Genomic DNA, 21,243 nt, shown 5'->3' with positions numbered 1-21,243 from the left:
CTCAACTCTACTTACCACTCGGCGGTCTGATTTATTCCCGATTATGCGTGTTTGGCGAAAAAATTCACCGGGAATAAAGCAGTGAGCTTCTGAGTTTGATGGGCATCGGGCAATGCATCCGTACCTTCCATACCTGTTGCATACCCGTTTTTCTCACCCATCCACCAGGAGCCGTTCATGCCCGCCCTCGACAAAAAAATCCTCCCGCCCGAACCCCTCACGGACCACGGCGCCAGACGGCGTACCGCACTGACGTGCATGGCATGGGCCGGTGCAGGCATGCTGTGGACGTTGAACGGCGGCGTGCCGGGGTCGAAGCTGATAGGCGGCACCGCACAGGCTGCAGAAACCGACCGTCATGCGTTCAGCTTCGTGCAGATCAGCGACAGTCACATAGGCTTCAGCAAGGACCCGAACCTCGATCCAGCGAGCACCTTGCAGGAAGCGGTCGACAAGATCCGCACGAGCTCGGAGAAACCCAGGTTCATCATCCATACCGGCGACATCAGCCACCTGTCCAAACCCGGCGAGTTCGACACCGCCACGCAGATCGTCCAGAGCGCCGGACTCGATGTGCACTACGTACCGGGCGAGCACGACGTGCTCGTCGACGACGGCGGTTCCTATTTCGAGCGCTTCGCCAAACCCGCGGACCCCAAGTGGTACAGCTTCGATCAGGGCGGGGTGCATTTCATCGGCTTGACCAACGTGCTTGATCTGCGTGGCGGCGGCCTGGGTTTTCTCGGCGATGAGCAGCTAGCGTGGCTGAAGCAAGACCTGCACGCGCGCACGAGCAGCACGCCGATAGTCGTGTTCGCGCATATCCCCCTCTGGTCTTTGTATCCGCAGTGGGGCTGGGGTACGGATGACAGCGCGCAGGCGCTGGCCATGATGAAACGCTTTGGTTCCGTCACGGTGCTTAACGGCCATGTGCACCAGGTCGCGCAAAAAGTTGAAGGCGAGATCAACTTCTATTCGGCGTTGTCCACCGCATTTCCGCAGCCGGCGCCCGGCACAGCAGCAGGTCCTGGTCCGATGAAAGTTCCCGCCGACACGCTACGCAAGATGCTGGGCGTACGCACGGTCAACTATGTTCCAGGCAAAGCTGACCTGGCCATTGTCGACACGCGGCTTAGCGTATGAGCGCCATCTTGAACAAGCGGAGAACGATGATGACAATGCCGGATTTTCAGGGCGTATGGATAGCGAAGACTGTCGCTAAAACAATAGCCGCACTATGCTTCGCGACGGCACTGGCGGCTACGTCCGCGTTCGCTGCCGAGGCTAAGCCGGCCGCTACCGTTGTGATCGACAATTTTTCGTTTAGTCCTGCTCAGTTGTCTGTTGCAGCAGGGTCGACCGTGACATGGGAGAACCACGACGACATGCCTCATACCATTGTCAACGATGCAACGCCGCGCGAATTCAAATCGGCGCCGCTCGATTCCGGGGAGCACTTTTCACAGACGTTCGCGAAGCCCGGCACGTACAAGTATTTCTGTTCGATCCATCCGCATATGACGGGCACGATCGTGGTGAAATAAAGGGACTATTGCTGTAGACCCAGCCGATACCACGTGACTTGGCGGTATGGTTCTCCGGGCCTCACGATCACGCTGCCCGCGTCCGCCATGTTGACCTGGTTCGGGAACGCGCCGGCCTGGAGGCACAGGCCGGCGTGTTTGCCGTAACGCCATCCGTGCCGTCCCACGATGCCATCGAGATGATTGCCGGTATAGAACTGCACGCCGGGCGCGTTGGTTCCCATCGTCAACTCGCGGCCACTGCCGGGGTCGTAGAGCCGCACGACGGGCTTGAGCGTTTCGCCGTTTTCACCTACGACATAACAATGATCGAAGCCGCCTGCACGCGCGAGCTGATCGTGCGGCCAGTCGAGCCGCGCGCCGAGCGGAGCGCTTGCACGGAAATCGAACGCATGGCCCGCGACCTGCACGCGGCCTTCGGGGATCAGCGCGGCGTCAACTTCGAAGAATGTGTCGGCATCGATGGAGATGACGTGGCCGCGGATATCGGCAGTTTCGTCGCCGGATAAATTGAAGCAGGCATGGTTCGTCAGGTTGAGCGGCGTAGGCGCATCCGATACGGCTTCATACGCGAGCGTCAGCGTGCCGTCGTCATCGAGCGTGTAGCGTAGTGTGGTCAATACATTGCCGGGGAAACCTGCGTCGCCCTCCGGCGATTCATGCGTGAGGACCAGCCCGCCGTCCACCTCTTGCGCGTCCCATAGCGCGCGATGAAAGCCTGCCGTGCCGCCATGCAGCAAGTTGTCACCCTCGTTGCGGTCGAGCGAATACGCGACGTTGTCGAGTGCGAAGCGCGCGTTCTCGATCCGGTTTGCCCAGCGCCCGATCACACCGCCGAGATAAGCATGGCCGGCGAAATATTCGGCGGGCGTGTCGTGGCCCAGCAGGACATCGGCCACGCGTCCCGTGCGATCGGCCGTATTCCACGAGACCAGCGTCGCGCCGAGATCGCTGATGGCGACGCGCATGCCGTGCACATTGCGCAGCGTGAACAGGCGCGCCACGTCGCCGCCGGGCAACTCACCCCAGCGTTCGACACTGACGCGCGCGGAGCCTGGGCGGAGAGGAGTGGGCATATCGGCGAAAATATCGGCGAGATTCATGGGGGGCGGGATCAGCCGGGTTGCGCGCAGGGCGCAACGGGCTGGCGCTCCTGATATTCACGCGGCGTACAGTCCAGCTCGCGACGGAACACGGCGTACATGTATTGCAGCGAAGTAAAGCCGCAGCGGATGGCGACTTCGGCGCTTGATAAATCGTGACGCGCGAGCAGTTGTTTCGCGACGTCAAGTTTGTGATTCAGTATTTCCTGATGCACGGTGCAGCCGAGTTCGCGGCGAAAATGATCCTCCAGCGACGAACGCGATACGCCCACGTAATCCGCCACTTGTTCGGTCTTGATGCCCTGGCATCCGTATTGCCGGATGTAGTGGCGTGCGCGCATCACATAGGGGCTCGACACCGGTTGATGCCGCGTTGACTCAAGCACGTTGATGCCCACCGGCGGCACGAGGATACGTCTGCCGTGAAAGCGCGCGCCCCCCAGCATCTGGTGCAGCAGATGGGCAGCTGTCCTGCCCATTTCCTCAGTTCCCTGGATCACGGAAGACAGCGGAATGCGGGTTAGCGAGCGTGTCAGCGGATCGTTGTCTATGCCAATGATGGCCACTTGCTCAGGTACGGGAATACCCGAAATGAGGCACGCCTGCAGCAGGTGCCGCGCACGGGCATCGGTCACGGCGATCACCCCGACGGGCTTCGGCAAGCTCTCGAGCCAAGATGTTAGTTGCGCGCTTGCCTGGCTCCAGACGGGTGCGCTCGTTGGCAGTCCGCGATGAATATCGGCCTCCAGCCCATCAGCTGCGAGCAGCGCTTTGAAGGCCAGTTCGCGTTCTTGCGCCCAGCGGTTTTCGGGCGATTCAGGCAGGCTATAAAGCGCAAAACGCTGCAGACCCGCACCGATCAAATGCGTGTACGCGAGCGAGATCAGCTTCGCGTTGTCGGTCGCAATATAGGGCAACCTGGCCGGATAACATGCCGGGTCCGAATAAGAAGAACCCACCGCGACCACGGGCAGTTGCGAATCTCCCAGTGCTTCGGCCACCTCGGGATCGTCGAAATCCGCGATGATACCGTCGCCCTCGAAGCGTTCGATACCGTTCAGCCGGCAGCGAAAGTCCTCTTCGAGGAAGAGATCCCATGCGACGCGCGTGGACAGCAAATAGTTGCCGATGCCGGTAATGACTCCGCGGTCATACACCTTGTTCGCGTTGAACATGAGCGCGATCCGGTGAGAAGCCTGAGCGGTCTGTGGTCGTGTCATTGAACTCCGGACAGGAGCATGCCGCGGTGTCGCGATATGCCCGCCGTCTCCGTTGCAGCGCAATATGCGCCGTGTTTTTTAACGCGAGTCTTTTTAGCGTTTGCTGATTCTAGGCCCGCGCACCGAGCCGCCGCCAGCCTGATTTTCACTTAGCTGAAGAAACACCATGAGCACTGGCGGATTTCGCAATTGCTCGTTGCACAACGATGCTGGCAGCATGGCATCACATTAAAAAGAAGGAGACGCCATGTCGTATTTCGAACATTTGCCGGCCGTGCGTTATGAAGGCCCCGAGTCCGACAATCCTTTTGCCTATCGGCATTATGATCGCGACAAACTGGTCCTCGGCAAGCGCATGGAGGATCACTTGCGGCTGGCCGTTTGCTACTGGCATACGTTCGTATGGCCGGGCGTGGACATGTTCGGGCAGGGCACCTTTCACCGGCCGTGGCAGCAACCCGGCGACGCAATTGAACGAGCCCACGTGAAAGCCGACTCGGCGTTTGAATTCTTCTCGAAGCTGGGCGCGCCGTATTACACCTTCCACGACACCGACGTATCGCCCGAGGGCGACAGCATCAAGCACTACGTCAACAACTTCAAGGGCGTCACGGACTATCTGGCTGCCAAGCAGGAGGAAACCGGTATCAAGCTGCTGTGGGGCACGGCGAACCTGTTCTCGCACCCGCGTTACGCAGCCGGAGCTGCGACCAATCCGAACCCCGAAGTGTTTGCGTTCGCGGCCACGCAAGTGTTCCAGGCGCTCGAGGCTACGCATAAGCTGGGGGGAGAAAACTATGTCTTGTGGGGCGGCCGCGAAGGGTATGACACGCTGCTGAACACAGACCTCAAGCGTGAACGAGACCAGCTTGGGCGTTTCCTCAACATGGTGGTGGAGCATAAGCACAAGACGGGTTTCAAAGGTGCGTTGCTGATCGAGCCGAAACCGCAGGAACCGACCAAGCACCAGTACGACTACGACGTGGCGACGGTCCACGGTTTTCTCGCGCAGTTCGGTTTGCAAAATGAAATCCGCGTGAACATTGAAGCGAATCATGCAACGCTCGCGGGGCATTCGTTCCACCACGAGATTGCAACGGCTTATGCGCTGGGTATCTTCGGCAGTGTCGATGCGAATCGCGGCGATCCGCAGAACGGCTGGGACACAGACCAGTTTCCGAACAGCGTTGAGGAGCTGACGCTGGCGCTGTATGAGATCTTGCGACATGGCGGCTTCAGCACCGGCGGCATGAATTTCGATGCAAAAGTGCGGCGTCAAAGCGTGGCGCCCGAGGACCTGTTCTTCGGCCATATAGGCGCAATCGACGTCATCGCCATCGCGCTTGAAAGGGCAGCCACGCTGGTCGAGAACGACAAGCTTGCCGCGTTCAAGACGCAGCGTTATTCGGGTTGGGACACGGAATTCGGCCGCAAGATCCTCTCTGGCGGTTACTCTCTGGAGTCGCTGGCGATGGATGCGCTTGCACGTCGTGTTAACCCTCAGCATGTGAGCGGGCAACAGGAGCAGCTCGAAAATATCGTGAACAGGGCGATTTACAAGTAATGCGTGGGCTGACCGAGCCCGCTAAGAAATCGCATCGAAAATCATTAAGCGGCCCGGCTGATTTCGCAATTGCGTCCAAGGCGGATAAAGGCCCAAGCTAACGACAAACTAAAGAGACCGCTTCCCTTAAAACCGACGACCGTGAACATCGATTCGCGGCGCAAGCAGTAGATTCCGCCGACGTCCCTTCTCTCGCACATGCGTTGCCCTGACCGGCCACGCAGGGAGACGCATCGGCTAGTCAACCATAAAAAGGAGTGAGACATGAAGTTCGCAAAACGCCGCGCCGTGCTCGGATCGCTAGTCTGTGGAGCGATGTTCGCCGGTTTGACTGTGCTTCCTACGTTGGCGCATGCCAGCAAGGACAAACCTGAAATTGGTTTCTGTATTGACGACCTGCGCGTCGAGCGCTGGTCGCGCGACCGCGATTATTTTGTCGCCGCCGCCACGAAGCTGGGCGCCAAGGTGTCCGTGCAATCCGCCGATGCCAGCGAAGAACGGCAGATATCGCAGATTGAAAACCTGATCTCGCGGGGTGTCGATGTCATCGTGATCGTGCCGTTCAATTCGAAAACCCTCGGCAATGTCGTGGCCGAAGCGAAGAAGGCGGGCATCAAGGTGGTGTCGTATGACCGATTGATCCTCGATGCCGATGTGGACGCCTATATCTCCTTCGACAACGAGAAGGTCGGCGAAATGCAGGCGCAGGGCGTGTTCAACGCGCAGCCTAAGGGTAACTACTTCATGCTCGGCGGCGCACCGACCGACAACAACGCGAAGATGCTGCGTGAAGGGCAGTTGAAGATCCTGAAGCCGGCTATTGATCGTGGCGACATCAAGATTGTCGGCCAGCAATGGGTGCCGGAATGGAGTGCGGCGACTGCGCTGCGCATCACGGAAGATGCGCTGACCGCGAACAACAACAAGATCGACGCTATTGTGGCGTCCAATGACGGCACGGCCGGCGGCGCTATCCAGGCGCTCGCCGCGCAACACCTCGCGGGCAAGGTGCCTATCTCCGGGCAGGATGCTGACCTTGCAGCGGTCAAGCGGGTGGTAGACGGCACGCAGACCATGACGGTCTATAAACCGCTCAAGCTGATTGCGGGCGAAGCGGCCAAACTGGCGGTGGACCTGGCAAAAGGGCAGCAACCGGCCTATAACGCGAAGTACGACAACGGCATGAAGCAGGTCAACACCGTGTTGTTGCAGCCGACGCTCCTGACAAAGAGCAATGTCGATACGGTGGTGAAGGACGGTTTCTATACGCAGGCCCAGTTGGCAGGGAATTAACCTGCCTGCTGCGTCATGCAAGGCGCGAAGGCTCCTACGGGGTCTTCACGCTGATTCACTGTCCAGGATAAAAACCGCATGGCAAACGCGCTGCTGGAAATGCACGGCATCGTCAAGACGTTTGGGGGTGTGAAGGCGCTTGATGGTATCGACCTCGTGGTCTCGCCCGGGGAATGCGTGGGTTTGTGCGGCGAAAACGGCGCAGGCAAATCGACGCTGATGAAGGTGCTGTCCGGTGTTTATCCGCACGGCACGTGGGAAGGTGAAATCCACTGGGAAGGTAAGCCATTGCGGGCATCGACTATCCGCGAAACGGAGGACGCGGGCATTGTCATCATCCACCAGGAATTGATGCTGGTGCCGCAATTGTCAGTGGCGGAGAACATCTTCCTCGGCAACGAAATCACGCTGAGCGGCGGCCGGATGAACTACGCGGCTATGTATCAGCGCGCCGACGAATTGCTGCGCGAACTGAATATCAGCGGCATCAATGTGGCTCAGCCCGTGATGAACTACGGCGGCGGTCATCAGCAACTGATCGAGATCGCCAAGGCGTTGAACAAGCGCGCGAAATTGCTGATCCTGGATGAACCTTCGTCGTCCCTGACTGCGAGTGAAATACGGATCTTGCTCGACATTGTGCGCGACCTGAAGAAGCGCGGCGTGGCTTGCGTGTACATCTCGCATAAGCTCGACGAGGTGGAAGCGGTCTGCGACACCATCACCGTAATCCGGGACGGCAAGCATGTCAGCACGCAGCCCATGAAGGATCTCAGCACGGACAACATCATTGCCATGATGGTCGGTCGAGAGATCAAGAACCTGTTCCCACGCGAGCCGCATGACATTGGCGAAGTGATTTTCGAGGCCCGCCATGTCACCTGTTTTGATGTGACCAACCCGCGGCGCAAGCGCGTGGATGACGTCTCGTTTTCGCTGCGAAAGGGAGAGATTCTCGGCGTCGCCGGCTTGGTCGGCGCAGGGCGGACCGAACTGATGCAAGCGATCTTCGGCGCGTACCCGGGCGTGAGCGAGGCGGAGGTTTATCTGAACGGCAAGCGCCTGAAGATCAAGACCCCGGCCAATGCGATCGACGCCGGTATCGGCATGGTGCCTGAAGACCGCAAGCGTCACGGCATCGTGCCGCAGCTCGGTGTGGGGCATAACATCACGCTGGCCGTGCTGAATCGTTTTGCGAAGGGCGGGCGGATTGATTCCGCCGCCGAACTCGATACCATCCATACAGAAATGAAGCGGCTTTCCGTACGTGCCGCTACGCCTATGTTGTCCATCGCCAGCTTGTCCGGCGGCAATCAGCAGAAGGCCGTGCTGACCAAGATGCTGCTGACCGACCCAGCCATTCTTATCCTCGATGAACCCACACGGGGCGTCGACGTCGGCGCCAAGTTCGAGATCTATAAGCTCATGTTCGCGCTGGCCCGGCGCGGTGTATCGATCATCGTGGTGTCGTCGGAATTGAATGAAGTGCTTGGTGTAAGCGACCGCGTGCTGGTGATAGGAGAGGGTCAACTGCGCGGCGACTTTATCAATGAAGGGCTCACGCAAGAACAACTCCTGGCGGCGGCTATCCGCGCGACTCCACAGACCCACACTTTTCAAGGGAGCGTCGCATGACACCTGACGTCACCTCGTCGCCCAAACGCAGCGCCACTGGAAGTTCAAGCACCACCTCCGGGCAGCGCTTCAAGCAGCTTTTCATGCGATACAAGTTGCTCGCGTTGCTGCTGGCGGTCACCGTCATCTGGATCTTCTTTTCCTTCCTCACCGATGGTGCGTTCGTCACGCCACGCAACCTCTCGAACCTGCTCCGGCAAATGTCGATCACTGGCATGCTCGCGTGCGGCATGGTGTTCGTGATCATCTCGGGCGAGATCGATCTGTCGGTCGGCTCGTTGCTGGGATTGCTCGGGGGCGTAGCCGCTATTCTCGATGTCTCGCATCACTGGCCGATTCAGTTCACCGTGCCGGCGGTGATGCTGCTCGGCATTGCAATTGGCATGTTCAACGGCTGGTGGTCGACGTATCTGCGAGTGCCGTCGTTCATCGTCGGGCTTGGCGGCATGCTCGCGTATCGGGGCGTGCTGCTGGGTGTGACAGGCGGCTCGACCATCGCGCCGGTCTCCAGCAATCTTGTGTTTATCGGCCAGGGATATTTGCCGCGCATGGCGGGTAATGCGCTTGCTGTCGTGCTGTTCGCGTTGCTCGTTTCGCTCACCGTGCGCCAGCGTCAGAACCGTTTGCGTTACAAGCTGCCGGTCGTGCCGCTTTGGCAGGACGGCGTGAAGATCGTCGCGGCGGGGCTCGTGCTGGTCGCGTTCGTGACCACGCTGAACCAATACGGCGGTATTCCCGTACCGGTGTTATTGCTGCTCGCATTGCTCGGTATTTTCACCTATATCGCCACGCAGACTGTGTTCGGCCGGCGCATTTATGCGGTGGGTTCAAACCTCGAAGCAACGCGTTTGTCGGGCGTGAACACGAACCGCGTGAAGCTGATCATCTTCGCGTTGATGGGCCTGATGTGCGCGCTTGCCGGCTTGGTCAACACGGCGCGGCTCGCGGCCGGGTCGCCGTCGGCAGGAACCATGGGCGAGCTTGACGCCATTGCCGCGTGCTTTATCGGCGGGACGTCCATGCGCGGTGGTTCTGGAACCGTCTATGGCGCATTGATCGGGGCGCTGGTCATGGCGAGCCTGGACAACGGCATGTCCATGCTGGATGTCGATTCGTATTGGCAGATGATCGTGAAGGGCGGCATTCTCGTGCTCGCGGTATGGATCGATGTTGTCTCGGGCTCTAATCAGCGTTAGGGTCAGTGCCAGGGTCAGGGTCTGAGGGTTTCCGCGGACGGTGCTTGCGGCGTTCAAGTGTCACAGAACTTGGCGCATAATCCGAGCACCGTACGTGCCAGATCCGGGAGACGACATGCTGACCAAGAGCGAAGAACGTGTTGCGCACCTTCTCACCGACGTAGTCGACTTTGCGCGGGGACGGCTTCCAGAGCCGGCGTTCAAGCTCGTTGAACCACTCCTGAGCCACTACTACGAGCTAGCGGACCCCGAGGACGTCCAGAGCCGCGATATAGCCGATCTCTACGGCGCGGCCATGGCGCACTGGCAGACGGCGCAAAAATTCTCGACGGGCCGCGAAGTCCTGCGGGTATACAACCCCAACCTCGAACAACACGGCTGGCACTCCGATCACACGGTGGTCGAGATCGTCAATGACGACATGCCGTTCCTCGTCGACTCGGTCACCATGGCGGTCAACCGTCTTGGCCTGGCGATGCATTCCGCCATTCATCCGGTGTTCCGGGTCTCACGCGATGCAAGCGGGGCCATCACGCGTATCGCGTTGGGTCACGTTGACGGCGGCGATCCTCAATCACGCCTCGAATCGTTTATTCATTTCGAAGTGGACCGCTGCGGCGAAGCAGCAAAACTCGACGAGCTACGTAGTGACATCGCGCGCGTGCTCGGCGACGTACGTGCTTCAGTGGAAGACTGGCCGAAGATCCTCGAGGTCGCGCGCGCGACCATAGGTGAAATGAAAGCGCGTGAGACCAGCGCTGACGGCGTCGAGGCTCGCGCGTTCCTGGAGTGGATGGTAGCGGATCATTTCACCTTCCTCGGACACCGCGACTACGAACTCATTACGCAAGATAGCGGGTTCGCGCTGCGTGGCGTGCCGGGCTCCGGGGCGGGACTGCTGCGTGAAAGTCTGCGGCCGCCATCCGCCGATAACACCACGCCATTGCCTCCGGCAGCGGCGGCCATCATCAATGGCTCCGCGCCGATTTTCCTCACCAAGGCCAATTCGCGGGCCACCGTGCATAGACCGGGTTACCTGGATTATGTCGGCGTGAAGCGCGTTGGGGCGGATGGCAAGGTGATTGGCGAACGGCGGTTTATTGGCCTGTACACGTCCACCGCGTATCTGGTTCCCACGTCCGAGATCCCGATCGTGCGGCGCAAATGCGCGAACATCATCAGGCGTGCCGGCTTTCTCGCCAAGGGGCATCTGCACAAGTCGCTCGTGACCGTACTCGAACAATATCCTCGGGAAGAGCTCTTCGAAGCGGATGAGGACGACCTGTTCGACATCGCGCTCGGCGTGCTGCGTTTGCAAGAGCATCAGCGCACAAGGCTGTTCGTGCGGCGCGATCGGTTCGATCGTTTTGTCTCATGCCTCGTGTTCGTGCCGCGCGACAAGTTCAATACGGACCTGCGCAAACGCATCGCGAACGTGCTCATGAAAGCGTTCAATGGCAAGAGCATCGAGTTCACGCCGCTGTTGTCCGAATCTCCGCTCGCGCGCATCTACATCACCGTGCGTTCGGATAAAGGCGCCATGCCCGAGGCCGATACACGCGAGCTTGAGCAACAGATCGTGCAGGTTGCGCGCCGCTGGCAAGACGATCTCGCAGATGCGTTGGTCGACAGCTTTGGCGAAGAGCAGGGCAACCGGCTCCTGAATCGATACGCGGATTCGTTTCCGGCCGGGTATCGCGAAGATTATCCGGCTCGGACGGCGGTACGCGATATCGAATTGATCGAACAGACCCAGGTGAGGGCAGGCGGTCTCGCGATGAGCCTTTACAGGCCGATTGAAGCTGGACGGAGAGCGTTTCGCTTCAAGGTGTACCGGGTGGGAGACCCGATCGCGCTGTCGCATAGCCTGCCTATGCTGGAACATCTCGGCGTGCGAGTTGATGAAGAGCGGCCGTATCGCATTGAGCCGCTGGGTGCGCCCCACGCATGGATACACGACTTCGGGCTGGAGCTTGCCGACGATGTGGAGTTCGATATCGATCGCGTCAAGGAACTATTTGAGAACGCGTTCGCAAGCGTCTGGACCGGCGAAGTCGAGAACGACGACTTCAACCGGCTGGTCTTGCGCGCGCAACTCGGCGCCCGCGACGTCACGATCCTGCGCGCATACGCCAAGTACCTGCGGCAAGTGGGCTCAACGTTCAGCGACGCCTATATAGAACGTGCTTTGACCGGTAACCCGGCGATCGCGCGCAAGTTGCTTGAGCTGTTCCTGGTGCGCTTCAATCCGGCTCTTCCAGGGGCGCTTGGCGATAACCCTCAAAGCCGTGAGCTTCGCGATACCCGCACGCAGCACGTGCTGGCCGAAATCGAAGCCGCGCTCGACAACGTACCGAATCTCGACGAAGACCGGATCCTGCGGCAGTTCCTGGGCGTCATCAACGCGACGGTACGAACCAATCATTTTCGTAAGGATGACGAAGGTAAACCCAAACCTTATCTGTCGTTCAAACTCAATCCATCGATGGTGCCGGGGCTACCCGAACCCAAGCCGATGTTCGAGATCTGGGTCTATGCGCCGCGCGTCGAAGGCGTGCACTTACGAGGCGGCAAGGTGGCGCGAGGTGGCTTGCGCTGGTCGGATCGACGGGAAGACTTTCGCACGGAAGTGCTCGGTCTCATGAAGGCGCAGATGGTGAAAAACACCGTCATCGTGCCAGTTGGATCGAAGGGTGGTTTTGTAGTGAAGAACCCGCCGCCGGTGTCTGACCGCGAGGCGTTCGCGCGTGAAGGCGTGGCGTGCTACCAGATGTTCCTGCGTGGTCTGCTCGACGTGACCGACAACCGCGTGGCCGGCGTTATCGTGCCGCCGCCGGATACCGTGCGTCACGATCCCGATGACCCCTACCTCGTTGTCGCCGCCGACAAGGGCACCGCTACGTTTTCCGACTATGCGAACGCAATCGCTCGTGAATACGGCTTCTGGCTCGACGATGCATTCGCTTCGGGCGGTTCGGTGGGCTACGACCACAAAAGAATGGCGATCACCGCCCGCGGCGCGTGGGAGTCGGTCAAACGCCATTCTCGCGAGATGGGCGTGGATACCCAGACAACAGACTTTACCGTGGTCGGTGTCGGCGACATGTCGGGCGATGTTTTCGGCAACGGCATGCTGCTCTCGCGTCATATCCGCCTGATCGCGGCGTTCGATCATCGTCATATCTTCCTTGATCCGGAGCCAGATACCACCGCGAGTTTCAACGAACGCGAGCGGCTGTTCGCGCTGCCGCGATCGAGCTGGGCAGACTACGACGCGACGCTGATTTCGGCCGGAGGCGGAATATTTCCGCGCACGGCTAAGACGATCGCGTTGTCGGCACAGGTCCAGGCCGCGCTCGGCGTGACAGCGGCAACGCTTGCACCGAACGAGTTGATCCGCGCGATCTTGTTGGCGGATGTGCATCTGCTCTACAACGGCGGCGTAGGTACGTACGTCAAGTCGGCACGCGAGACGGCTGCGCAGGTCGGCGACCGTACTAACGACGCCGTACGCGTCAACGGTTCCGAACTGCGCTGTAAGGTTGTTGCCGAAGGCGGCAATCTTGGCGTGACGCAGCTTGGCCGGATCGAATACGCGCAGCATGGCGGACGCATCAACACCGATGCGATCGACAATTCCGCAGGCGTCGACTGTTCCGATCACGAGGTGAACATCAAGATCCTGCTGGGCCTGGTTGTGGCTGACGGCGAGATGACCGAGAAGCAGCGTAATGCGTTGCTTGCCGAGATGACCGATGAAGTCGGCCTGCTCGTGCTGAAGGACAACTACGCGCAGACGCAGGCGTTATCGATTGCGAACCGCTACGTGGCCGACATGCTCGACGCCGAGGCGCGGCTGATGCGCTGGCTCGAACGCGCGGGCCGGTTGAAACGCAAGATCGAATTCCTGCCGTCGGACGAAGACATCACCGAGCGTCAGGCGGCGAGGCTTGGGCTCACGTCGCCCGAGCGCGCGGTGCTGCTGGCTTACAGCAAGATGTGGCTCTACGACGAACTGCTCGCCTCGGATGTTCCCGAGGACGTGCTTGTCGCTGGCATGCTGCCCGACTATTTCCCGTTGCCCTTGCAGGCACGCTACAGCGAACCGATGCAACGCCATCCGCTGAGGCGCGAAATCCTCGCCACGCACCTGACGAACGCACTGATCAACCGGGTCGGCTGCACCTTCGTGCATCGCTTGATGGAGGAAACCGATGCGTGTCCCAGCGACATCGTGCGTGCCTGCATCATGGCGCGGGATGTATTCGACCTGAACGAGATTTGGCGCAGTATTGATGCGCTCGATAATCGCGTGGCAGACGAAGTGCAGGCGAAAATGTTCGTCGATGTCGTGCGCTTGCTGGAGGGCGCAACGCTCTGGTTCCTCCGTCATTTGAAGGTATCGACGGAGGACGCGAGTCTTGCGGCCGAGCGTGTCGCGCGTTGTCGTGAAGCAGCGCAAAGGCTTGCGCCGCAGTTGGCTGCCTTGCTCCCCACCGGCGAACTTGAGGAATGGACAGAACGGCGCCGCGTGCTGGAGGAAGCGGGCGTCGACGCGCGACTCGCGGCGCAAGCGGCGAGCGGGGAGATACCCACTGCGGTGCTCGATAGCGCCGAAGTAGCGGCCAATTGCGACCGTAGTCTTGAGACCGTCGCAAGCGTTTATTTCGCCATAGGCACATTGCTGAACTACAGTTGGATCGCCGAGCGCGCGATGGCGTTGCCGGCGTCCACTCATTGGGACCTGCTCGCACGGGCCGCTGCTTTGGAAGAGCTCGCGCGGCTTAAGCGTGCATTGACGGTCAGAGCGCTCGAACAAACTCGCGATATCGATACGCCTGAAGTGATCGTTGAGAACTGGCGGTCCAAGAGGGAAGCCGCGGTCGAACGTTACGCGCGTTTGCTGGCGGAATTGCGCGCGACAAGTGGTGCAAGTCTTTCGATGCTGCTAGTTGTGGTCCGTGAGATAGCGACGCTGGAACGTGCGTAGTTGCACCGGGCCGGAGTATAGGCACGTACTCCGGCCCTGCAGCATCAATGCGTGAATAAAATCAAACCGTCCAGTCCAGAATCACCTTGCCGCTCTGACCGGAGAGCATGGTTGCAAACGCTTCTTCATAGTCGTCCACCGCAAAGCTATGCGTAAGGATAGGGGAGAGATCGAGTCCGCTCTGCAGCATGGCGACCATCTTGTACCAGGTCTCGAACATCTCGCGGCCATAGATGCCCTTGATCTCCAGTCCTTTGAATATCACCTGGGTCCAGTCGATCGCCATGTGCGCGGGCGGGATACCAAGCAGCGCCACCTTGCCGCCGTGATTCATCGCTTCCAGCAGGCCCGTGAACGCGCTCGGTACGCCGGACATTTCCAGCCCTACATCGAACCCTTCCGTCATGTGCAACTCCGCCATGACGTCGCGCAGTGACGTCTCCGATACATTGACCGCGCGCGTCGCCCCCATCTTGCGGGCAAGTTCTAGCCGGTAATCGTTCACGTCGGTGATCACTACATTGCGCGCGCCCACATGCTTGGCAATTGCCACAGCCATGATGCCGATGGGCCCGGCGCCCGTGATCAGCACGTCCTCGCCGACCAGATTAAACGACAGCGCCGTATGCGTCGCGTTGCCGAACGGATCGAAGATAGCGGCAAGATCGTCGGAAATTTCCGGTGGGATCTTGAATGCGTTGAACGCCGGAATCACGAGAAATTCGGCGAACGCACCGGGACGATTGACGCCCACACCCACCGTATTGCGGCACAGATGCCTGCGGCCAGCACGACAATTACGGCAGAACCCGCAGGTGATATGACCTTCACCCGACACGCGATCGCCGATAGCAAAACCCCGCACTTCCTGCCCCATCTCGACAATCTCGCCAACGTATTCATGGCCCACATGCATGGGCACCGGAATCGTCTTCTGCGCCCACTCGTCCCATTTCCAGATATGGATATCGGTACCGCAGATCGCCGTGCGCGTGATGCGGATCATCACGTCGTTGTGACCGACTTCAGGCTTCTTGACGCGCGTCAGCGTCAGCCCCGGACCCCGTTCCAGTTTTGCCAGTGCTTTCATGATTGTCCCGATTGGTTCCGATTGGTCCCGATGCTTCAGATGATGCCCAGTGAACGGCCGACGCGTGCAAACGCATCCACCGCGCGGTCGATCTGCGCCGGCGTATGCGCGGCGCTCATCTGCGTGCGGATGCGGGCGCGGCCTTTCGGCACCACGGGGAACGAAAACCCGATCACGTAGACGCCTTCATGCAGCAACGCGTCCGCCATACGCGATGCCACTTGCGCGTCGCCCAGCATCACCGGGATGATCGGATGTTCGCCGGGCACGAGCGTGAAACCGAGCTTGCTCATGGCGTCGCGGAAATGGGCGCCGTTGGCGCGCACGCTGGCACGTAACTGGGCGCCTTCGTCGCTTGCGAGCAAGTCGAGCACCTTGAGCGTGGCGGCCGCAATGCTCGGCGCCAGCGAATTCGAGAATAGATAAGGACGCGAGCGCTGCCGCAGCAACTCAACGATCTCGCGGCGCGCAGCCACGTAACCGCCCGACGCGCCGCCCAGCGCCTTGCCTAATGTGCCAGTGATAATGTCCACGCGAGAGAGCACGCCGCAATGCTCCGGCGTGCCGCGTCCGTGCTCACCGATAAAGCCCACCGCGTGTGAGTCGTCGACCATGACCATCGCACCGTATCGATCGGCGAGGTCGCAAATGCCGGCGAGATTCGCGATGATGCCGTCCATCGAAAATACGCCGTCGGTGGCGATCAGCTTGAAACGCGCGCCGGCAGCATCCGCTTCGCGAAGCTTCGTCTCAAGGTCGGCGAGATCGTTGTTCTTGTAGCGGTAACGTTTTGCCTTCGACAAACGCACGCCGTCGATAATGCTCGCGTGATTGAGTTCGTCACTGATGATGGCGTCGGACTCGTCGAGCAAGGTTTCGAACAGGCCGCCGTTTGCGTCGAAGCAACTTGAGTACAAGATGCAGTCGTCGGTTTGAAGGAATGCGGCGAGCGCTTGCTCGAGTTCCTTATGTACGGTCTGCGTGCCGCAGATAAACCGCACTGACGCCATGCCGAAACCGTCGCGGTCGAGGCCCGCTTTGGCGGCTTCGATCAGGCGGGCGTCGTTGGCCAAGCCGAGATAATTGTTCGCGCAGAAATTCAGCATGTCGCCGCCGCCCGCGAGCTGGATGTCAGCCGATTGCGGACTTGAGATCACGCGCTCGGACTTGTAGAAACCGTCGGTGCGAATTTGATCGAGAGTGCTGCGCACATGCGCAAGATAAGAATCATGCATGGATCATGCTCCTGAGTAATACGGTGACCACGACGTGTGAGCGCACGGCAACGCCGTTTCAATGCTGCAGCTGCCAGTATGAAGGAAAATGCCATTCGCGCGAACGATCGGGAACGCTGACGGGTATCAGTGCACTGCCAGTCAGCGCTCCATGACCCAGCGCTGCGAATCACTCCAGTGCGACTCCGCGCAACTCTGGAATCAGGAAGAGCGTTGCCAGCAGATCGACAATATAAATCGATGCCAGCAAAGCGATTGCCGTGCCGAAAGAGTAATGCGTGGCGAGTGCACCGATCGCGAGCGGACCGAAACCGCCCACCGCGCGCCCGATGCTCCACAACACGTTTTGCGCGGTGCTGCGCGCGTGCGTTGGATAGAGCTCGGCCATCAGCGCGCCATAACCGCCCATCATCCCGTTCACGAACAAGCCCATGAAAATACCGCCGATCAGGAGCGCATTCGGGGTGCTGAGCGTCGAGTAGACGAACACCATGACCAGCGCGCCGACCTGATAACCGATGAAGGTCGGCTTGCGTCCTATCCGGTCCGCGAGCTGGCCGAAGATCCAGATGCCGGCGAGCATGCCGAGGATCGATGCGCCGGTCCAGATTGCCGACTTGGTGAGCGTGTAGCCGAACATCTTCGACAGGTAAGCCGGCATCCATACGATCAGGCCGTAGTAACCGAAGTTCTGAACCGAACACAGGATGATCACGCCAATGCTGTGTTTGGTCGTGGTCTTGTCGCGGAACAAGGTCTTGATCGGGAACTCGCGTTTTTTCGTGGCATGCGTGCGCACGAACAGTTCGGATTCGCCGATCGCCTTGCGGATCACGAACGATCCCACTGCCGGAAACAGGCCGACTACAAACATGCCGCGCCAGCCAATATGCGGCAGCAGCAGCGGCGTGACCACGGCCGCCGCGAGGACGCCCAGTTGCCAGCCCATGCCGACATACGACGACACGCGGCCGCGCTGGTCAGCAGGCCATGCTTCGATGGCAAGCGCCATGCCGATACCAAACTCGCCGCCGAGTCCGATGCCTGCAATGAACCGGTAGACGAGCAGGTCTCCATAACCGGTTGCGAGCGCGCAGAGGCCTGTAAAGAGCGCGAACAGCAGGATGGTGTAGGTCAGCACGCGAACGCGGCCGAGGTAGTCGCTCAATATGCCGAAGCCGATGCCGCCCACGACCCCGCCAGTGAGCGTCCACGTGACCAGCGATCCGGCTTGAGAACTCGTCAGGCCCAAGTCCGCGGAAATCAGGTTCAGCATGAAGCCGAGGATGAGCAGATCGAATCCGTCCATCGCGTAGCCTGAAACCGCTGCGATCAATGCGCGAACGGGGCTGTGCGCACCGACCGCGGAAGGCGCGCTGGCGTTGGCCGGGACGTCGAGCGATTCGGCGCCGTCTTGCTTGTAGCTTGTCATGAAGGATGGGCTCCGTGCGAATGGCAGTGACCCTGCCATGCACTCTGGTGTCGAGCCGCGTTTGCTCGTGAGGCAGTGGTGCGCTGGCGCCAATCCTCTCGACGATCAACCCGTGAACTCGAAGCCTGGTGTGAGCCCGTGATGATACAGCCTGCCGTACACGATCAAAAAAGGGCGTACGTCCCGTGATATTCGTTGCGATGTGACTGAAAGGCGGTCGGCGTATGTTCCCGATCCATTCACGCCAGGCGTCATGGTGGCGCCTGGCGTTTGCTTGGGCGGGTCGATCCCGCGCGGCAAGACCGATCGCGAACGCTCTTACTTCACGACCACCTTTACATCGAAGTACTTCGACCCCAGCTTGTCGATGGTGCCGTCAGCCTTGAGATCCGTCAGCGCCTGATTCAGGGCATCGTTCAGCGCGTGGTTGTTCTTGGCTACGCCAAAACCCACACCCGCGCCGAGCAGTTTCTCGTCAGCCACGGCGGGTCCCACGAACGCGAAGCCCGTACCCTGCGGCGTCTTCAGAAAGCCCTTCGACGCGGCTTCCGCGTCCTGGAACGCTGCATCCAGCCGTCCGGCTGCGAGATCCGCGTAGACCTGATCCTGCGCCTGATACGACACTACGTCGATACCGGCTGTCGACCACTTGGCCTTCGCGTACGCTTCCTGGATCGACCCTTGCAGCACGCCAACGTGCGCGCCCTTCAGGCCGTCGACCGTTGGCAGGATCTTGCTGCCTTTCTTCGCGATCAGCTGGTTCGGGATCGCGTAGATCGGATTCGTGAAATTGATGGCCGCCTTGCGCTGGTCGGTGATCGTCATGTCCGAGTTGATCGCGTCGAACTTGCGTGCCTGCAGGGCAGGGATCAGGCCATCGAACGAGTTCTCGACCCAGACGCATTTGACCTTGAGCTTCGCACATACGGCGTTACCGACATCGATGTCGAAACCGATCAGCTCGCCGCTCGGCGACTTCGATTCGAACGGTGCATACGACGCCTCGACGCCAAAGCGAATTTCCTTGAGATCCGCTGCCTGCGCGCTTGATGCGGCGAATGAGGCAGTAAATACCGTGGTGGCGGCAACCGCGAAAGCGGCGACTTTGTGATTCATCCAATAAACGTTCTTCAACTCATACCTCTCAGGGGTGGGGCGGTGATTTTAAGCGGTCGCGCGGTCAGTCTCGGCGAACGCGAGATGGGGAGCATGCGCAAGCCAATGAAAGGGCTTCAAACGGGGTTACGCGATGAGCCGAGCAACGCGCCGCCACGCGGTTCATCCGAGGCTTGGCCGCTGTGCTTTTCGATCCAGTTGCGACGCTCTTCACGGGGTGTCACACCGAAGCGGTCGCGATAAGCATTGGAGAAATGCGCCGCCGATGCAAACCCGCACGCGAGGCTGATCTGCACCACTGACTTGCTGGTGCGCTGCAATTGCGTGCGGGCTTTGGTCAGGCGCAGGTTGACGTAGTACTTCGATGGCATCGCGCCGAGGTACTGTCGAAACAGCCGTTCGAGCTGGCGTCGCGAGATGCCGACAAGTCCTGCGATTTCATCGGTGGCGAGCGGGTCTTCAATGTTCGCTTCCATCAGTTGCAGCGCGTCGTTAAGCTTCGGATGGCGTTCGCCCGGCGCGGTCACAAACGGAATGCGTTGACGCTCTTCGCCCGAGCGCAACACGCCGATACCCAGCGAATCGGCGATCCGTTCCGCCAGATCCGCGCCCTGGTCGCGGGCGATCATCGCGAGCATGAAGTCGACCGTCGCCTGGCCACCGGTGCAGGTCGAACGATCGCGGTCGATTTCGAAGATCTGCTGCGTGACGATCGAACGCTCGAACTCTTCGGCAAACTGCTGGTAGGTTTCCCAGTTCACGGCCACGCGGTAGGCGCTCAACTGGCCCGCCATGGCGAGCCACCAGACGCCGTGGTGAATGCCGGTCACGCGTGGCGTGCGGCTGCCCACGCGCGCGAGGCTTTGCAGGAACAGCCGGTAGTCGGCGAATTGCTGATACCGCTCGCTGACCACGATCAGCCAGTCGCAGCTGACGGCGTCGCCGAATGCGGAATTGGCGGGAAGCTGCGCGCCGCCGGCGAACGTGACCGGGCGTCCGTCCCAGGAGCAGATCTGCCAGTCGTATAGCGCGTGGCCGTCGATCTCGTTCGCGAGGCGCAGGCTGTCCAGGATCAGTCCCACGCCGCTCAGGGAGCAGGGCGGCAGGACAACGATCGTGACTTTGAGCGGCTTGGCGCCGGGGCCCGGGCTGGGGCTGGGGTTAATGCTCGCGCTCATGTTCGGTGGTTTTCGTTCGCACTCGGGGGGTGGTTTGGGGTTTGTCGGTGAGGGTAGTCAGGGTCAATGTCGGAGTGCTGTTTTCAGTGTTGGCGGTCGGGGTCAGTGCTGGGTTGGTGCCGGGTTGCTGCTTTCGGCGTTAGTGGTCTGCGAGAGTCGGATTTTCTCTTTATCACTGTTAGCCACTGTGCGTGGCGGCACGTCATTTCTTTGTCCAAAGCGACAAAGAAACGAAGCAAAGAAAACGCTTTAACCGCTCTACCCTAAGTGTCCACAGCGTGCAGTTTTGATTCATAGGTGCCCCAAAAGCACGGTGCTCGCCAGAGCGAAGGATGTGTGAAACCTTCCTTCTCCGAACACAGGTCCTGACACGCTTCGCCACCAGTGACTGAACCCGCCCATGGAACACCCCGCGCTATCCGCGAAAAACCTGCTTCCGAATTTGTACGCATACCGAACCACGCAGCCAACCAACCAGGAAACGAGGCCACGAAGATACGTGAGGCCGAGCAGGTTTCTTGGCAACTGGTGCTTGCCCGAGAGCACTGGTGGCGAAGCGTGTCTATGTCAGGATTCGCGAGAAGGAGGGTTTCAAACATCGGTCGTTCTGGCGAGCACCGTGCTTTTGGGGCACCTATGAATGGGAG

At 60.1% G+C, this 21,243-nt stretch carries 15 protein-coding genes; 7 read left to right on the top strand and 8 right to left on the bottom strand.

The features are described from left to right. Positions 1-41: 41 nt before the first annotated feature. Positions 42-179 (bottom strand): hypothetical protein, encoded by a 138-nt coding sequence (locus GSQ93_RS07015; protein WP_158934897.1) that lies wholly within the window; start codon positions 177-179, stop codon positions 42-44. Between GSQ93_RS07015 and GSQ93_RS07010 the strand changes: the two genes are divergently transcribed. Further along, entirely contained in the window at positions 178-1,143 is a 966-nt protein-coding gene (locus GSQ93_RS07010) for a metallophosphoesterase (protein WP_158934896.1), read from the top strand. The two genes, GSQ93_RS07015 and GSQ93_RS07010, sit on opposite strands and share 2 nt — an antisense overlap. Before the next feature lie 35 nt (positions 1,144-1,178). After that, the gene (locus tag GSQ93_RS07005) at positions 1,179-1,544 is read left to right on the top strand and encodes a cupredoxin domain-containing protein (protein ID WP_254073788.1); all 366 of its coding nucleotides are present in this window, start codon (positions 1,179-1,181) and stop codon (positions 1,542-1,544) included. 5 nt (positions 1,545-1,549) lie between these two features. Here GSQ93_RS07005 and GSQ93_RS07000 read toward each other — a convergent pair whose 3' ends face one another. Continuing rightward, positions 1,550-2,647 carry an aldose epimerase family protein gene (locus GSQ93_RS07000; RefSeq protein WP_158934894.1) on the bottom strand — a complete coding sequence of 366 codons (1,098 nt, stop codon included), beginning with the start codon at positions 2,645-2,647 and terminating at the stop codon, positions 1,550-1,552. Positions 2,648-2,658: 11 nt separating this feature from the next. Further along, positions 2,659-3,867 carry a DNA-binding transcriptional regulator gene (locus GSQ93_RS06995; RefSeq protein WP_158934893.1) on the bottom strand — a complete coding sequence of 403 codons (1,209 nt, stop codon included), beginning with the start codon at positions 3,865-3,867 and terminating at the stop codon, positions 2,659-2,661. Between the two features lie 247 nt (positions 3,868-4,114). On the opposite strand from GSQ93_RS06995, the gene xylA reads away from it, so the two are divergent. The 5 genes from xylA to GSQ93_RS06970 all read left to right on the top strand — a co-directional run bounded on the left by xylA (position 4,115) and on the right by GSQ93_RS06970 (position 14,545). After that, a complete protein-coding gene (gene xylA, locus GSQ93_RS06990) occupies positions 4,115-5,431 on the top strand; it encodes a xylose isomerase (protein WP_158934892.1) in 1,317 nt (438 codons plus the stop codon). 264 nt (positions 5,432-5,695) lie between these two features. Beyond that, positions 5,696-6,724 (top strand): D-xylose ABC transporter substrate-binding protein, encoded by a 1,029-nt coding sequence (gene xylF, locus GSQ93_RS06985; RefSeq protein ID WP_158934891.1) that lies wholly within the window; start codon positions 5,696-5,698, stop codon positions 6,722-6,724. A gap of 78 nt (positions 6,725-6,802) precedes the next feature. Next, positions 6,803-8,359, top strand: coding sequence for a D-xylose ABC transporter ATP-binding protein (gene xylG / locus GSQ93_RS06980; protein ID WP_158934890.1), 1,557 nt, complete (start codon positions 6,803-6,805; stop codon positions 8,357-8,359). Next, positions 8,356-9,555 (top strand): sugar ABC transporter permease, encoded by a 1,200-nt coding sequence (locus tag GSQ93_RS06975; RefSeq protein WP_158934889.1) that lies wholly within the window; start codon positions 8,356-8,358, stop codon positions 9,553-9,555. The genes xylG and GSQ93_RS06975 overlap by 4 nt, the downstream gene beginning before the upstream one ends. Before the next feature lie 115 nt (positions 9,556-9,670). Further along, positions 9,671-14,545: an NAD-glutamate dehydrogenase gene (locus GSQ93_RS06970; protein ID WP_158934888.1), complete on the top strand. Its 4,875-nt coding sequence runs from the start codon at positions 9,671-9,673 to the stop codon at positions 14,543-14,545. A gap of 61 nt (positions 14,546-14,606) precedes the next feature. On the opposite strand, the gene tdh is transcribed toward GSQ93_RS06970, so the two are convergent. From tdh to GSQ93_RS06945, 5 genes are all read right to left on the bottom strand, one after another. Continuing rightward, complete coding sequence (gene tdh, locus GSQ93_RS06965; protein WP_158934887.1) at positions 14,607-15,635, bottom strand: L-threonine 3-dehydrogenase; 1,029 nt, start codon at positions 15,633-15,635, stop codon at positions 14,607-14,609. Positions 15,636-15,670: 35 nt separating this feature from the next. After that, the gene (locus GSQ93_RS06960; protein WP_158934886.1) at positions 15,671-16,870 is read right to left on the bottom strand and encodes a glycine C-acetyltransferase; all 1,200 of its coding nucleotides are present in this window, start codon (positions 16,868-16,870) and stop codon (positions 15,671-15,673) included. A 169-nt stretch (positions 16,871-17,039) separates the two neighbouring features. Then, positions 17,040-18,302, bottom strand: coding sequence for an MFS transporter (locus GSQ93_RS06955; RefSeq protein ID WP_158934885.1), 1,263 nt, complete (start codon positions 18,300-18,302; stop codon positions 17,040-17,042). Positions 18,303-18,620: 318 nt separating this feature from the next. After that, positions 18,621-19,418, bottom strand: a complete 798-nt coding sequence (locus GSQ93_RS06950; RefSeq protein WP_158934884.1) for an ABC transporter substrate-binding protein — start codon at positions 19,416-19,418, stop codon at positions 18,621-18,623. Positions 19,419-19,534: 116 nt separating this feature from the next. Then, positions 19,535-20,596, bottom strand: coding sequence for a GlxA family transcriptional regulator (locus GSQ93_RS06945; RefSeq protein ID WP_158934883.1), 1,062 nt, complete (start codon positions 20,594-20,596; stop codon positions 19,535-19,537). Positions 20,597-21,243: the final 647 nt, after the last annotated feature.

Source organism: Burkholderia sp. S171 (genome assembly GCF_009766085.1).
In the GTDB taxonomy this organism is placed as follows: domain Bacteria; phylum Pseudomonadota; class Gammaproteobacteria; order Burkholderiales; family Burkholderiaceae; genus Caballeronia.
Note: the sequence above shows the minus strand (reverse complement) of the source record. Positions and strands in the feature narration are given on the sequence as shown.